Origin of the sequence: Peribacillus asahii (assembly GCF_004006295.1) — a bacterium.
GTDB lineage: Bacteria > Bacillota > Bacilli > Bacillales > DSM-1321 > Peribacillus > Peribacillus asahii_A.
Genome location: NZ_CP026095.1, coordinates 1,431,139 through 1,446,770, shown reverse-complemented (window position 1 = coordinate 1,446,770; position 15,632 = coordinate 1,431,139). Strand labels below are relative to the sequence as shown.

General features: G+C 37.0%; 15 protein-coding genes. 6 read left to right on the top strand and 9 right to left on the bottom strand.

Going from position 1 to position 15,632, the window contains the following annotated elements; translation table 11 throughout:
* Positions 1-60: 60 nt before the first annotated feature.
* Positions 61-993, bottom strand: a complete 933-nt coding sequence (cyoE, locus tag BAOM_RS07115) for a heme o synthase (RefSeq protein WP_127759675.1) — start codon at positions 991-993, stop codon at positions 61-63.
* Between the two features lie 810 nt (positions 994-1,803).
* On the opposite strand from cyoE, the gene BAOM_RS07110 reads away from it, so the two are divergent.
* Entirely contained in the window at positions 1,804-2,781 is a 978-nt protein-coding gene (locus BAOM_RS07110) for a COX15/CtaA family protein (RefSeq protein WP_127759674.1), read from the top strand.
* Positions 2,782-2,828: 47 nt separating this feature from the next.
* Here the strand turns inward: BAOM_RS07110 and pyc are convergent, their stop codons facing one another.
* Together pyc and BAOM_RS07100 are read right to left on the bottom strand one after the other, a co-directional pair.
* Complete coding sequence (gene pyc / locus BAOM_RS07105; RefSeq protein WP_127759673.1) at positions 2,829-6,266, bottom strand: pyruvate carboxylase; 3,438 nt, start codon at positions 6,264-6,266, stop codon at positions 2,829-2,831.
* A gap of 530 nt (positions 6,267-6,796) precedes the next feature.
* Positions 6,797-7,078: an Fpa/YlaN family protein gene (locus BAOM_RS07100; RefSeq protein WP_127759672.1), complete on the bottom strand. Its 282-nt coding sequence runs from the start codon at positions 7,076-7,078 to the stop codon at positions 6,797-6,799.
* A 157-nt stretch (positions 7,079-7,235) separates the two neighbouring features.
* Between BAOM_RS07100 and BAOM_RS07095 the strand changes: the two genes are divergently transcribed.
* Entirely contained in the window at positions 7,236-7,742 is a 507-nt protein-coding gene (locus BAOM_RS07095; protein WP_127759671.1) for a peptidyl-prolyl cis-trans isomerase, read from the top strand.
* Between the two features lie 172 nt (positions 7,743-7,914).
* On the opposite strand, the gene BAOM_RS07090 is transcribed toward BAOM_RS07095, so the two are convergent.
* A complete protein-coding gene (locus BAOM_RS07090; RefSeq protein WP_127759670.1) occupies positions 7,915-9,243 on the bottom strand; it encodes a PhoH family protein in 1,329 nt (442 codons plus the stop codon).
* A 162-nt stretch (positions 9,244-9,405) separates the two neighbouring features.
* Between BAOM_RS07090 and BAOM_RS07085 the strand changes: the two genes are divergently transcribed.
* Complete coding sequence (locus tag BAOM_RS07085) at positions 9,406-10,005, top strand: YhcN/YlaJ family sporulation lipoprotein (protein WP_127759669.1); 600 nt, start codon at positions 9,406-9,408, stop codon at positions 10,003-10,005.
* Between the two features lie 145 nt (positions 10,006-10,150).
* Positions 10,151-10,351, top strand: a complete 201-nt coding sequence (locus tag BAOM_RS07080) for a YlaI family protein (RefSeq protein WP_119116170.1) — start codon at positions 10,151-10,153, stop codon at positions 10,349-10,351.
* A gap of 223 nt (positions 10,352-10,574) precedes the next feature.
* Here the strand turns inward: BAOM_RS07080 and BAOM_RS07075 are convergent, their stop codons facing one another.
* Genes BAOM_RS07075 through typA form a run of 3 tightly spaced genes read right to left on the bottom strand, consistent with a single transcriptional unit; the run spans position 10,575 to position 13,034 of the window.
* Positions 10,575-10,862 carry a hypothetical protein gene (locus BAOM_RS07075; protein WP_127759668.1) on the bottom strand — a complete coding sequence of 96 codons (288 nt, stop codon included), beginning with the start codon at positions 10,860-10,862 and terminating at the stop codon, positions 10,575-10,577.
* 8 nt (positions 10,863-10,870) lie between these two features.
* Positions 10,871-11,176 (bottom strand): YlaH-like family protein, encoded by a 306-nt coding sequence (locus BAOM_RS07070; protein WP_119116168.1) that lies wholly within the window; start codon positions 11,174-11,176, stop codon positions 10,871-10,873.
* Between the two features lie 19 nt (positions 11,177-11,195).
* Complete coding sequence (gene typA / locus BAOM_RS07065; protein WP_127759667.1) at positions 11,196-13,034, bottom strand: translational GTPase TypA; 1,839 nt, start codon at positions 13,032-13,034, stop codon at positions 11,196-11,198.
* Positions 13,035-13,156: 122 nt separating this feature from the next.
* Here typA and BAOM_RS07060 point away from each other — a divergent pair, with 122 nt between their 5' ends.
* The gene (locus tag BAOM_RS07060; protein WP_373995318.1) at positions 13,157-13,342 is read left to right on the top strand and encodes a DUF5325 family protein; all 186 of its coding nucleotides are present in this window, start codon (positions 13,157-13,159) and stop codon (positions 13,340-13,342) included.
* 62 nt (positions 13,343-13,404) lie between these two features.
* On the opposite strand, the gene BAOM_RS07055 is transcribed toward BAOM_RS07060, so the two are convergent.
* Positions 13,405-14,199 (bottom strand): inositol monophosphatase family protein, encoded by a 795-nt coding sequence (locus BAOM_RS07055; RefSeq protein ID WP_218973852.1) that lies wholly within the window; start codon positions 14,197-14,199, stop codon positions 13,405-13,407.
* Between the two features lie 427 nt (positions 14,200-14,626).
* Positions 14,627-14,824 carry a hypothetical protein gene (locus BAOM_RS07050; protein ID WP_127759666.1) on the bottom strand — a complete coding sequence of 66 codons (198 nt, stop codon included), beginning with the start codon at positions 14,822-14,824 and terminating at the stop codon, positions 14,627-14,629.
* 181 nt (positions 14,825-15,005) lie between these two features.
* On the opposite strand from BAOM_RS07050, the gene BAOM_RS07045 reads away from it, so the two are divergent.
* Positions 15,006-15,623 (top strand): YktB family protein, encoded by a 618-nt coding sequence (locus tag BAOM_RS07045; RefSeq protein ID WP_127759665.1) that lies wholly within the window; start codon positions 15,006-15,008, stop codon positions 15,621-15,623.
* Positions 15,624-15,632: the final 9 nt, after the last annotated feature.

Genomic DNA, 15,632 nt, shown 5'->3' with positions numbered 1-15,632 from the left:
TTAATGATATTTAGCGACAGCCTGTTTAATTATAAAACAGGCTGTCCAAAAAATATCACGTTATATTAATGTCACAATGACCATCGCTACAAATAAAATGGTCATATAGTTTAAAGAATAAACAAACATAATGCGAGCCCATTTTAGGTCATCCTTCATTGTAAATCCTTTTAGTCCTAAAACAAACCATCCTATTCCAAGCAATGCAGCTAAAACGATCAGCGGAGTTCCCAGTGGTGTTAATAGAAAAGGAACAAACAGCAGAGCCGTCACCCATAGAACGATGGATACTTTTGTTCGCTTAAAGCCTTTTACAACTGGAAGCATCGGAACATTCGCAGCTCGATACTCCTCCACTCGCTTCATTGCCAATGCATAGAAATGTGGTGGTTGCCATAAGAACATAATGGCAAATAAAGCCCATGCTAATAAATCTAAATTAGGATCAACTGCCGCCCATCCAATAAGAGGAGGAACCGCTCCTGAAATACTTCCTATAATCGTATTCGATACATATCTACGTTTCGAAACCATTGTATACAAAACAATATAAGCGAAAACCCCAACGAATCCAATGACAGCTGTTGTTAGATTAGCAAAAGCTAATAAACCAAGACCGATGGCGATTAACAGAAAACTTAATGTTAACACCTTCGACGGACTGACTTTACCAGTAACAGTTGGTCGATTTTTTGTTCGTTCCATCAAATGATCAATATCTCGATCGTAATAGTTATTAAAGCTGCAAGAACCAGCAATAATAAAAACAGAACCTGCTAATGCAAAAAACACTAAATCTAGATTGCCTAAAAAGCTCATACCAGTAAAATGTAACGCTAACCAAAGGCCGGTAAATGTAGTAATCATATTAGAATTAACGATTCCTACTTTTATAAGAGCGAGAAAGTCTTTCCAAGCTGATGTTTCTTCTATATTTGTATGAATTGGCGACCCACCGTTCCCAGTGTCTGCCATAGCCCTTAGATTTGACATGATTCTTCCTCCTTAATAATTCCTAGAGCAAACATAATAAGCTACTTACTAGACATTATTTCATACTTTTGCATTTTTGTAACCATCGAAGCCTTCAAAAAAGTTAAATTTTACCAAAATAAAAGTGTGCATACAATATTAAAACAATGTTTTTCTCTCTATTCTTATACGTATTTACAGAAAATAACCTTAAAATACGTTTCCTCAATATATTAAATCATACCTATGAAATCTTTTGTGAATTTATTTTGTCTTTTTTATGACTTTATTGTGAATGCTATTTATCGCACTCCAGTTATAATCATCATTCCCTAGTTCTCTTCTTTTAGTCATATTCCCTGCCAAAAAAGGGAATCCATTTGTTAATTTCTACAAAAAAAGCCCCTTTACATTTCCTATGTGGACCTATTTAAAATAACTTCCTCATGCTCTATAGTACGAAATTAATTCACAGGATTGTCTACATTCAATCCTATTGTTGTTAAAACCATTTTAGGATTAACCTTTCTTACATAAAACTATAATTTTATACCTTTTTCAACTACTCTAAAAGGTACTGTCTGCTCCACAAATCTAAAAATTAAAATCGTTTTCAAGTTCATTCCCTAATCGAGACACTCGAATTATTACATAAATATATAAAAATTACAAAAACTTGTAAAAAGATACCATTTTGTGTAATATCAAGCATAGATAAGTGAAACTTCTAAACATCCAAAAATCTAAACATATTAAACTTAGATTAATAATCCTAATAGAGTTTTCAGCGATAAATCACCCATATAACCAGTAAAGAAGGTGAAAAGATACATGAAAGCATCTCTTAAATGGTTTGCAGTCTTAACGTCAATTGGTATGCTTCTAATTCTACTTGGAGGAGCATTGGTCACAAAAAAAGATGCAGGATTAGGATGCGGACGTTCTTGGCCCCTATGCAATGGCCAACTGATTCCTAATGAAATTACACTTGAACTCCTAATTGAGCTAGCCCATCGACTTGTTTCTGGCGGGGTTGGCATAATGGTACTTATTCTTTCCATTTGGACTTGGAGAAAAATCGGACATGTTCGTGAGGCAAAATTCCTGTCTATCCTTTCTTTCGGCTTTCTCGTCATTCAAGGATTGATTGGGGCGGCAGCTGTAAAATGGGCACAATCTGATTTTGTGTTAGCGCTTCATTTTGGCATTTCTCTTATTTCCTTTGCTGCTGTTTTCTTATTAACCTTGCTCATATTCGAAGTGGATAAAAAATTTGAAGCAGAGAAGCTCATCGTGGATCGTCGAATGAAATTCCACATACTAGGAATTACTATCTTCTGTTTCATTGTCGTATACACCGGGGCTCTTGTTCGACATACAGAATCCAGCCTTGTTTGTAAAGATTGGCCTTTTTGTGTGAATAGCCAAATCGGTCTTCCTGAAAATTTATATGAATGGATTCAAATGGGGCATCGGGCAATAGCTGGAATTATTTTTTTATGGGTCACCTACGCAATGATTATAGCCATCAAGCATTATAAGCATCAACAAGTAATTTATGGCGGTTGGATTTCTGCCTTCCTTCTCGTGTTTTTACAGGTAGCAGCTGGCGCCTTTGTCATCTTTTCTAGACAAAACTTATACATAGCATTGGCGCACTCTCTGTTTATCGCCTGCTTCTTCGGTATTATGAGCTATTTAGTACTCCTAACCTCTCGAAGTACTAAAAATGCTCTATTGTTACAAGAAGAAAGCTCTTTTATTCATAATTCCAATCAAGAACCCTCTTCATCAATTTCATTACATTAAAAATAATAGTCCACCATTCTATGGAATGATGGACTATTTATTATCTCTTACTTAGACAGTTCAATTAATAAATCACCTGTACTAATTGCTTCACCATCTTTTACATAGATATCTTGAATCGTCCCAGAGAATGGTGCTTGTACAGTCGTTTCCATCTTCATTGCTTCTGTAATGATTAAGTGATCCCCTTGCTTTACTTGATCTCCTTTTTCAACCACTACTTTGATTACAGTTCCAGGCATTGTTGCTCCAATTTGATTTTTATTTTTCGGATCAGCTTTTACTTTAGCTACAACCGATGATTTAATGTTTTCATCTTTTATAATGACTTCACGTGATTGACCATTTAATTCAAAATAAACAACACGTGTACCATCCGCTAATGGTTCTCCTAAAGAAACAAGTTTCACAATCAATGTTTTCCCGGTTTCAATCTCAACTTCTATTTCTTCTCCTAATCGCATTCCGTGCAGGAATGTAGGTGTATCAAGGTTTGAAACATCACCAAATTGCTCTATTGTTTTTACGTAATCGAGAAACACCTTTGGATATAGAGCATACGCAATGACATCCTTCTTAGACACTGAACGACCGATTTCTTTCGTCAACTCTACTTGTAACGCATCGAAATCTACAGGTTCTAGCAATTCACCCGGACGTACAGTAATAGGTTGCTTCCCTTTTAAAATCACTTCTTGCAGTTCTTTCGGGAATCCGCCAACTGGTTGGCCTAAATAGCCTTCAAATAATTCAATAACAGAGTCTGGAAAATCAATCGTTTTTCCTTTCGTTAACACATCTTCTTCTGATAAGTTATTTTGGACCATAAAGAGAGCCATGTCACCTACAACTTTAGAAGATGGGGTTACTTTTACGATATCACCGAACATGATATTGACACGCTGGTACATTTCCTTCACTTCATTCCAGCGGTCACCTAATCCAACAGCTTTTGCTTGTTGTTGCAGATTGCTGTACTGACCACCAGGCATTTCATGTTTATATACTTCTGCATGCGGTGCATTCATACCGCTTTCAAAGTCACGGTAATACTTACGAACATCTTCCCAATATTGTGATAATTGTTCAAGTGCATCAATATTAAGCTTCGGTTGTCGTGCTGTCCCCTCTAATGCGTAATGCAGCGTTTGGATACTTGGCTGTGATGTTAAACCTGCTAATGATCCAATTGCTGTATCCACAATATCTACTCCTGCCTCAATCGCTTTAGAGTACATAAAAATCCCATTACCGCTTGTATCGTGAGAATGCAAATGAATTGGAAGCGATACGCTATCTTTCAACTCCGAAATAAGACGATATGCTGCCTCTGGTCTCAATAAACCAGCCATATCTTTAATAGCTAAAATATGAGCACCCGTTTGTTCTAATTCTTTTGCCATATTTTTATAATAATCAATATTGTATTTCGCTCGACTCGGATCATTTAAGTCACCTGTATAACAGATAGTCGCCTCAGCAATCTTTCCTGATTGACGAACAGCATCAATCGCAACTTCCATGCTTTTCACCCAGTTTAAGCTATCGAAGATTCGGAATACATCAATACCTGTTTCAGCCGATTGTTGAACAAATTCACGAATAACATTATCTGGGTAATTTTTATACCCTACTGCATTCGATGCTCTAAGTAACATTTGGAACATCGTATTCGGCACTTTCTGTCTCAAATTTGCGAGTCGATCCCACGGATCTTCTTTCAAGAAGCGATACGCTACATCAAACGTCGCTCCTCCCCACATTTCTAAAGAGAACAAATCAGGCAATAACTTCGAAGTTGGTTCAGCAATATCTAATATATCCTTCGAACGAATTCTCGTTGCAAGCAATGATTGATGTGCATCACGGAACGTTGTATCGGTAATCAACACTTCCTTTTTCTCTTTAATCCACTTAACAAGTCCTTCTGCACCTTGTTCATTCAAAATATTCTTTGTGCCTGCTATAGTCGGTAAATCCTGAACAGCTGGAATAATCGGCTCATCAAAGACCGGCTTTTTATGTTTTTCAATACCTGGGAAGCCATTTACCGTCACATTTCCTATATAAGAAAGCATTTTTGTACCACGGTCTTTTCGAACAGGAAAATCAAAAAGTTCCGGCGTTGCATCAATAAACGATGTATCATATTGACCCGTTAAAAACTTTTCATGTTGGACAACATTTTCAAGGAATGGAATGTTTGTCTTAATCCCTCGAATTCGAAATTCTCTTAAATTTCGAACCATTTTCGACGCTGCTTTTTCAAAAGAAATGGCATGAGTTGATAGTTTGACAAGCAGTGAGTCGTAGTAAGGAGTAATAACCGCACCTTGGAAGGCATTTCCTGCATCCAAGCGGGCACCAAAACCGCCACCAGAACGATACACCATAATTCTTCCTGTATCCGGCATAAAGTTGTTTAAAGGATCTTCCGTTGTAACACGAGACTGAATTGCAAAACCATGTGTTGTAATCTCTGATTGAGCTGGAATACCAATGACATCGCTATGTAAGCTATGTCCTTCTGCAATTAAAATTTGTGACTGAACAATATCAATTCCAGTAATCATTTCTGTAATCGTATGCTCTACTTGAACACGAGGATTCACTTCAATGAAATAAAACTCATCGTTAGCCACAAGGAATTCTACTGTACCAGCATTGACATAGTTTACATTTTCCGATATTTTCACGGCCGCTTCACAAATGCGTTCTCTTAATTCCTTTGATAGTGAAACAGAAGGAGCTACTTCGACCACTTTTTGATGACGTCTTTGTACAGAGCAGTCACGCTCATATAAATGAACAATATTTCCTTGCGTATCAGCAAGAATTTGCACTTCAATATGCTTTGGATTTTGAATAAATCGTTCCACATATACTTCATCATTTCCGAATGCAGCTTTTGCTTCAGATTTTGCGCGTGTATACGCTTCCTCTACTTCGTCTACCTGATGAACAATCCTCATGCCTCGACCGCCGCCGCCAAGCGACGCTTTAATGATAATCGGAAAACCATACTGCTTACCAAAATCGACAACCTCTTCAACATTTGCAACAGGTCCATCACTACCAGGAATGACAGGAATACCGGCTAATTCCGCTTGTGTTCTAGCCTTTACCTTATCTCCAAACATATCTAGATGCTGGGTTTCTGGTCCAATAAAAATAATGCCTTCTTCTTCACATCTTTTTGCAAATTCAATATTTTCAGACAAAAATCCATAACCTGGATGAATGGCATCTACACCGCTCATTTTTGCGATTTCAATAATTCCCTCAATATCCAAATAAGCATCAATTGGTTTTTTCCCTTCGCCCACAAGATAAGCTTCATCCGCTTTATATCGGTGGTATGAGCCATAGTCTTCTTTTGAATAAATAGCTACTGTACGAATATTTAGTTCCGTACAAGCCCTAAAAATTCTAATCGCAATTTCTCCCCTATTTGCTGCGAGTACTTTCTCTATTTTTCTCCCCATTTGTTCCACCTGCTTCTATAATATTTTTTGCTTTATAGAAAAAAAGACGAGAGAGAACTCTCAACTTTTTATTCTTATAATTACTTTGTCAATATCATATTACCGGAAACCTAATGCCTAAAAGCAAAACACCAACCACTATGTCAATATATCATTTTTAAAAACCGATTGCAGTAAGCGCTTTCTTCTATATTACTGCATAAAAATGAATATGGTTCCATGCCTATTTTAGAATAAGAATTCTTTTGAATAACTAATCCTAAAAGGGCATTCATCTATTTTTCTTACATAATACTCTAACAATAATACTAATATGGTATGAATTCAAGATAAAAAATCAAAAAATTCTATTTTTTTGAATAAAAGTACAAAGATATCCAAGTATTCATGTACACAAAAATGAGCACAAACGGCCCTCTTATCTGCCATTTTATTAAAAAAGGCAGTTAATTTTGGCAACAATGTATTAAACAACACCTAAAATAAAAAACTCAAACAATCATCGAGATTTGTTTGAGTTTAGCATATATTTATTTCTTTGTAGACGCATCATGTAAAATGGACAGTTCTCTCTCCAATGCTTCTAATAGTGCTTTACCTTCTACTTCCTCTACTAACCCTAAACGGACCGCAAAATCAATTTCACGCGATAGGCCAAACATTTGAGTATCGAGCACCTCTTCATAAAGAGGACACTGAGGCATGGTAAGATTATCCATTTGTACTTTGATTAGTTTAAGTATCTTGTCAGCATCTGCTTTTAATAAAGCATAAGCTTTTTCTCGATGATTGATAAGCATTTCAGATGCCATATGAAATCCCCCCGCTCAAGAAGCGATTAAATCTTATCTTTAAATTTTACCTGTAGTTGACTAAAAAAGCAAGGACATCTACTCGTTCTCAAGGTGTGACATTTTCTTTATTTTTGATTATACTAAGTAATGTCATTAACAGAAGGGAATGAGAAATTTGGAATCAATCGTGTTTATTAACGGCAAGGTGAAATTTCCGATTACATTGGATCCAGGTGTTTGGATTTTCGACGATCGCAAAATTGAAATTGATACATATTTTGATAAAGATAATGTGGTAGTGGATGAATTAGAAGACTATACACAAAAAGCTGCTGAACACTGGCAAAAAGAAATCCGTGAAGGAGCAATTGTGCCTCCTACTTTGAAAACGGAACGAAAATTTGAAAAAATCAAACTTATGACAGGCACATTCGGCATTCCTTTTAAGCCATTTTTACAAAATGCTGTTCCTGAAGAAGGAGCAACCGAAATCATCGTGACAGCTGATGGAAAAGAATTAAGCTTTCCTATCGAAGTAGCAAACGAATTTTTCCTCGGTTTCTCTAAAGAAGGTAAACCGCTTCGTTTGGAAGAAGATGGAGGACCATTACATATCTATTTGGGAGATGGCTCTAATCGAGATAATCCCATTAAAAACGTTAAATCGTTTACAGTAAAGTAAAACTTTCATCAATGAGGTTCTCCTTGACCCCTACTGATGGTTAGTCACCAAGCGGACCTATACTACAAAAGTTCTCCTAAGCTTAAGGTGGATGTCTTACTGCCCGTTAAGCACGGAGAAAAAGAGCTTCACAAGAAACGGCAAGCTAATCAATCTTGCCGTTTTCTATTCGTTATAAGAGATTGGCAGCTAATTGTGCTAATCCTGAGCGCTCCCCTTTTACTAACTTTACATGTCCAGCAATCTTTTCTTGTTTAAATTTTTCAACTACATATGTCAAGCCATTGTTATACTCATCTAGGTAAGGATGATCAATCTGCTCTGGATCACCCATTAACACAATTTTACTGCGATCACCTACACGAGTTAAAATGGTTTTCACCTCATGCTTCGTTAAATTTTGAGCCTCATCAATGATAATAAATTGATCAGGGATACTTCTTCCACGGATATACGTTAATGCCTCTACCTCAATTGAACTCATACCGGCAAGAATCGCATCCAGTTCTCCTGGTTTCTTTGTATTAAATAAATATTCTAGATTATCAAAAATCGGTTGCATCCAAGGTCGTAGCTTCTCCTCTTTTTCTCCTGGTAAATATCCAATATCCTTGCCAACTGGTACAATCGGTCTGGCTACAAGCAATTTCTTATAAATCCCTTGATCTTCTGTTTGAAGCAGTCCTGCCGCTAAAGCAAGTAACGTTTTCCCCGTTCCTGCTTTACCAATTAACGTAACAAGAGGTAAATCCTTTCGAAGTAAAATATCCAACGCCATCGTTTGCTGCACATTCCGGGGCTTAATCCCCCAAATATGTTCACCTTCATAATGTAGTTTTTTTACCATTTTTTTGTGATCATCTACCATGCCTATAGCTGAAGCAGAACCACCAAGTTCATCCTTCATCAATAAAAATTGATTTGGAAAATAAGTCTCTTTTCTTAATTCCGATAGCAACAAATGCCCTTTCATATAAAATTGGTTTAATTTATCTACCGTGACATAGATTTCTTTAAACCCAGGATAAATATGATCCAATTCAACGACACGGTCATTTAAGAAATCTTCCGATTCAAGGCCAATAGCATCAGCCTTTACTCGAACAAGCGTGTCTTTACTAACTAAAATAACCGCTTTTCCGTCCGGCTTCGTTTCCTCCTCTAATGAAATATTTTTCGCTACAGCTAAAATGCGATTATCATTCGTTTTTTCCACAAAAATTTCTTGAAGCTCATGAAATGAACGATGATTCAGTTCAATTCTTAACTTCCCACCATTGTGAAGGGGAATCCCATCATGCAGTTTTCCTTTTTCTCGAAAACCGTCAATTAATTTCGATACTTGCCTTGCATTTCTACCAATTTCATCCATGTAGCGTTTTTTTGAATCCAATTCCTCTAAAACAACTGCTGGGATAACAACTTCATTCGCTTCAAAAGAAAAAATTGAATACGGGTCCTGCAACAGGACATTTGTATCTAATACATAGATTTTCCCCAAGATAATCCCCCTGCCTACTTTTGTCAGTATTGTCGTACTCTTTTGACTGCTTCCTGCATCTTATGTAGCGGACGAGACTGTTGATAAAATATATGTTTCATTGCATAAAGATAGAAGAACATTTACAGACTATAAACAAAATGTCGTAAATGGGGGTATATTATGCAAAAATTTTGTTGGATGATTCTTGCTATCATCATTGTTGGAGGATGTTCTCAGAACGAACAAGGCAGAGAAATAAATGACAATCAGCGACCTAACATCACAGAAGTGAAAAATACGAATATACAGGAGACAGATCGGAAGTCCGGAGCCGAAACTGCCAAAAGACTAACCGATTTAGCTGTTAAAGTGCCTCACGTCAATGATGCAACAGCCGTAGTCCTTGGAAAATATGCAATTGTCGGTATTGATATCGATCAAGATATCGAACGATCACAAGTCGGTACTATTAAGTATTCCGTTGGTGAAGCTTTGCAACAGGATCCATATGGTGCTTATGCAACAATTGTCGCTGACCCTGATTTAAATGAAAGAATTAGGGAAGTTGCTGCTGATATTGAAAATGGACAGCCTATCCGAGGTATATTAAATGAGCTTTCGGATATTACAAGCCGAATTATCCCAGAAGTTCCTGGTGATCTCGTAGAACAAACACCAAACAAGGTGATGAATGAACAAAAACAAACGATTGATAATGAGAAAGAACAAAAAATGTTGGAAGACAAACAAAATAAACAATCGAATGGTCATCTAGACTAAGGAAGCTTACGGCTGCTCTAAACTGAGCAGCCTCTTAATATTTAATAGGGGCTGTTAAATAATATTGTTGATAAAATGATTTTTGGCCCAGCGATTGTAAACATGGTATACTACTTATATCTGACATTAAAAGCGAGGGTCTAAAATGAAGGTCAAATGCGTTATATGCGATCAAATTGAAACACTTTCGGATGATGCTCCCGAGGCAAAAAAACTGCGCAATCGTCCTATACATACCTTTATGTGTCAAACATGCTATGCACGAATTGAGAAACGGACAAATGAACGAATGGCAACAGGAAAGTTCCACTTATACCGTACAGCTGTTCAAGAAGATGAGTGGTAAAAAATAATACCAGAAGGTAAACTTATACGGCTGCTAGAGGGGCCGGATGTTTACATTCAATATAGCTATACCTTTTTTATCGACAACTTCAAAACACTTTCAAATTCCTTTGAACTCCCTCACCTATTCATTGGACTGTTGCTCTTCACGTTCCTTGAAGCAGGCGGTATTCTCGCCTATTTCCTATAAAAAAAGCCGTGCAACATTTGCACGGCTTTTGCTTTTACTCATCAACATTCCGATATTTATCTGGTGTTAATTCAATTTGATTTAACATTACATCAATCATCTCGATCGGAAAACGCTTCTGCTGCTCGCTTCCATCTTTCCAAAACGTAATAAAATAAAATGGTGAATCTTTTATTACTGAAAGATGGCTAAGCTGATGATCCTCTTCTAACAGACGGCTAAAAAACTGTTCCGTTTGTTTAGCCGCTGTGTCATTCGGTCTTGCATCACAGACTACTTTAATCGTGAGCCAATTATAAAGTGCATCCTGTAATGATTTCATCTACAGCTTTACGCCCCTTCTTTTTTTGATTGTTTAAGACGCATACGATAAATACCAAGCACAATGGCTGCAATGACGAGCCCTTCCGCCATCGGAAGAAACACTCCAAGAAAACAAAGCATTGTACATCCAAACGCCATTACCGTATAGATCACTATATTTTTAAGCAAAGGCAATTTTTTGGCAAAACCTAACTGATATACAAGGATACATAATCCAAAAATCGTTAAATATAAATACCACATTCCTGCTTCAGGATTTTCATCGACCCGATATAGTGCTGCAAAAAACGATAATCGCTCTTGGATATCCATGCTTTATTCCTCCTAGCGCTTACTTTGTTTCCGCATATTTTTTCTTTTTCGCTGCTTTTTCACGTTCATTTTTCTCTAGAATTTTCTTACGAAGACGAATAGATTCTGGAGTCACTTCCAAGTATTCATCATCAGCCAAGTACTCTAACGCTTCTTCTAGAGACATGATTCTTGGCTTTTTCATAGAAGTTGTTTGGTCTTTATTCGCTGAACGCATGTTTGTCATTTGCTTTGCTTTTACAACGTTAACAGTCAAATCATTTTCGCGATTGTGTTCACCAACAATCATACCTTCGTATACTTCTGTACCTGGTTCAACGAAAATGACACCGCGATCTTCAACACCCATAATTCCGTATTGAGTTGCTTTACCATTTTCCATTGAAACAAGAACTCCTTGGCGACGTCCACCAACTTGACCTGATTGCATTGGTTGATAACTATCAAATGTATGGTTCATAATTCCATAACCACGAGTTAATGTTAAAAACTCAGTTGAGTAACCAATTAATCCACGTGCCGGTACGTTGAAAAGTAAACGAACTTGGCCGCCACCGTTATTAATCATATCAAGCATTTCACCTTTACGAGCACCAATCGATTCCATAATGGATCCCGTATGCTCCTCTGGCACATCAATTTGAACACGCTCTACAGGTTCACAACGTACACCATCGATTTCACGTACGATAACTTCCGGCTTTGATACTTGAAGTTCATACCCTTCACGACGCATATTTTCAATTAAAATAGATAAATGAAGCTCGCCTCGTCCAGATACAATCCAAACATCTGGTGAATCTGTATTCTCAACACGTAAGCTTACATCTGTTTGTAATTGAGTACGAAGGCGCTCTTCAATTTTACGAGCCGTAACAAATTTACCTTCACGACCTGCAAATGGACTATTATTCACAAGGAATGTCATTTGAAGAGTTGGTTCGTCAATACGTAGAACTGGCAGTGCTTCCGGATGTTCCGTTGGACAAACTGTTTCCCCTACATTGATATCTTCCATACCGGAAACAGCAATTAAGTCGCCAGGGAAAGCTTCTTCAATTTCTACCCTTTTCAAACCGATAAAACCAAAGATTTTTGTTACACGGAATGATTTCACTGTTCCATCAAGCTTCATAAGAGATACTTGTTGACCAACATGCATTTTCCCGCGGAATACACGACCAATTCCGATACGGCCTACATAGTCGTTATAGTCAAGTAACGCAACTTGGAATTGTAACGGTTCGTCACTGTTATCGACTGGAGCAGGAACCGTTTCAACAATTGTTTCAAATAATGGCACCATGTTTTCTTCTTGTTTTGATGGGTCAGTACTTGACGTACCTGCAATACCTGAAGCATAAATAACTGGGAATTCTAATTGATCTTCCTCAGCACCTAATTCGATAAATAAATCCAATACCTCATCAACAACTTCTTCTGGACGAGCTGAATCTTTATCGATTTTGTTTACAACAACGATTGGTGCAAGCTTTTGTTCTAATGCTTTTTTCAACACAAAGCGTGTTTGCGGCATACAGCCTTCATAAGCATCGACAACAAGGATAACACCATCCACCATTTTCATGATTCGTTCTACTTCACCACCGAAGTCGGCGTGTCCTGGTGTATCAAGAATATTGATACGTGTATCTTTATATTGAACAGCTGTAGTTTTCGCAAGAATAGTAATTCCACGTTCTCTTTCGATGTCATTTGAATCCATTGCACGTTCTTCTACATGTTCATTTTCACGAAATGTACCAGATTGCTTTAACAGCTGATCCACAAGTGTTGTTTTCCCATGGTCAACGTGGGCAATGATAGCTATATTTCGAATATCTTCTCTTAATTTCAAAAAATTCACTCCTAAAAAGTTGGTGTATTCGTATCTTTAATATTAGCTTACATATTATATCACAAACATAGTAGAAACAAATACAGAAATTATGTACAATATAACTATTAGGGGTGAAAATTATGAAAATCAAATGGCCATTTTTAATTTTAGCAATATTAGCCACAATCTGTATTGGTTCAATTGGTATATCCATTGCCGAAAAAAGCATATTAGGAATTGTAGTAGCAATCATTATCCTTTGTGGAATCATGGGATTTGGCTTTACCCAAAAGAAGAAATGGCGTGAAGCTGGTAAATTAGATTAACAACATCCTTTTAAAAAAATCGCCGAATGATACGGCGATTTTTTTATGGGTGTACCTCAAGTTTATCTGTTTAAAATATACTCTTCCAAAACAGATTCGTGAAAGCCGGGTTTTGCCACAAACAGTGAACCGCCTTTTATGTAATCTAAATTTTCTCCAAACAAATCGCTTACTTTTCCTCCTACCTCTTCAACAAGGATTGAACCTGCCGCAAAGTCCCAAGGTGATAAACGCATCGTAATATACGCATCAATTCTTCCCGCTGCAACAAAGGCAAGCTCTAAAGCTGCTGATCCATATGAGCGAGTGCCGCGAACATCATTGACTAAGGCAGCTAAGATAGCCGGATTAATTCGTTTATTCGTAACAATCCAGCTCGCATTGATGGACAAAATCGCTTCCCCTACACCTACCTCGGATAGCGGAGATAATGGATGATGATTCAAATAGGCGCCTTCTCCTTTTATAGCATGGTATAGTTCATCATGAACGACGTCATACACCATCCCTACTTTTCCGACCCCATCCTCATAAATGGCTAATGAAATGGCAAAATTGCGTTGTTGATGAATAAAATTCAGTGTCCCATCAATCGGATCAATAATCCAAACAGTTCCTTTTAAATCATTGATATCATGCCCCATTCCTTCTTCACCGAAAATACGATGCCCTGGAAAGGTTTCTTTAATTTTACTTACAAAAAACCGCTCTGTTTCCTTATCCATATTGGTTACTAAATCATTCGGGTTCGTTTTTATTTCAATATCCAATTCCATTGCAAAGGACTCTCTTAACTTTGCTCCGGCTTCTTTAATCCATTTTTTTGCATATTGATCCATTTCTTTAATTGATGCCACCTAAATCCCCACCCTTGTTTTCTGCAACTTACTTCTATTAATAAGTTCTTTATTCTTACATTGATTATTCACATTAAACCACTTCAATTTTTTAACAATTTATTTCTTAATTTTGCCACAACTTATCAGAAAAGCGCAAGCGCTTGGGCTCGCTCTTTTTTACAAGACTTCCCTAAAAATAAGCAGCGTTGAAAAACAATAGACAAAGCGCTTATTTTCATATCACATGATGGTGCAAATTTTTGCATAGCTGTCTGTTATAGAACGTTGTCGATTAACAGAGCCTTCTGGTTATAAAATATAAAAATGAAAGGCGGACACTTTTACTTTACGTACGAAGTGTCCGCCTAGCTTTTATATAAGGTTTTGCACGCAACATCGTTCATGTCAAATACCAATTTCTCCTTTATTCAGTTCACTTCGTATGCTACAATGCTTTTAGTTTTAATAATTCTAAGCGAATGCGCTCTAGTTTTTGCTTACATTGTGATTTTTTATTTTCATTTTTTTCTTCAAGTGCTTCAAAAAGGGTTGCTAATTCATAGTCCATTTCCATTCGTAAAACTGCAGCTCTATGTCTTTCAACTTCTTTAGCCTTTAACGCTTGGTTCACGACTTGTTTCATAATTAACATTCTCCCTTCCTTAATTAACGAAATTTTCAGATTTGTTTATATATTTATCTTATCATATGATGTCCGACAAAAAATAGCAACAAATTTATACGCTAATTCATCAATAATTTTTTATTTTTTTTTATTGGCTATGCTAAGATAAGCTGAGAAAGTTCAATAGGAGAGATGTTTAATGAATCAAGTACACTTTACAACAAGCGATTTCAACACATTTACGATCGATGGTCTCGAAGAACGCATGGACGCTTTAAAAGAAAGAATTCGCCCAAAGCTTCAGGACCTTGGTGACTACTTTGCCCAGCAATTATCCATTATGACAGGAGAAGAAATCTTTCCGCATGTCGCTAAGCATGCACGTAGAACCATTAATCCACCAAAGGATACATGGGTCGCTTTTGCGGCTAACCGCCGCGGCTATAAAATGATGCCGCATTTCCAAATCGGATTATGGGAAACCCATCTATTCGTTTGGTTTGCTGTTATTTACGAAGCTCCAAATAAAGCTGAATTTGGCAAAAAGCTTGAAGAAAATGCCGATTTATTAAAAAGCATCGTCCCAGAAAGCTTCGTCTGGTCTATCGATCATATGAAACCTGATGTTATTCCTCATAACGAATTGAATACGGAAGATTTACTTTCCATGTTTAAACGACTTCAAACCGTTAAAAAAGCAGAGATTCTCTGCGGTATTCAGATTCCACGTGAAGAAGCGGTTCAGTTAACGGATAAAGAGTTAATTGATACAATCCAATACACATTTGAAACGTTATTACCACTATATAAATTGTAATAAAGACAA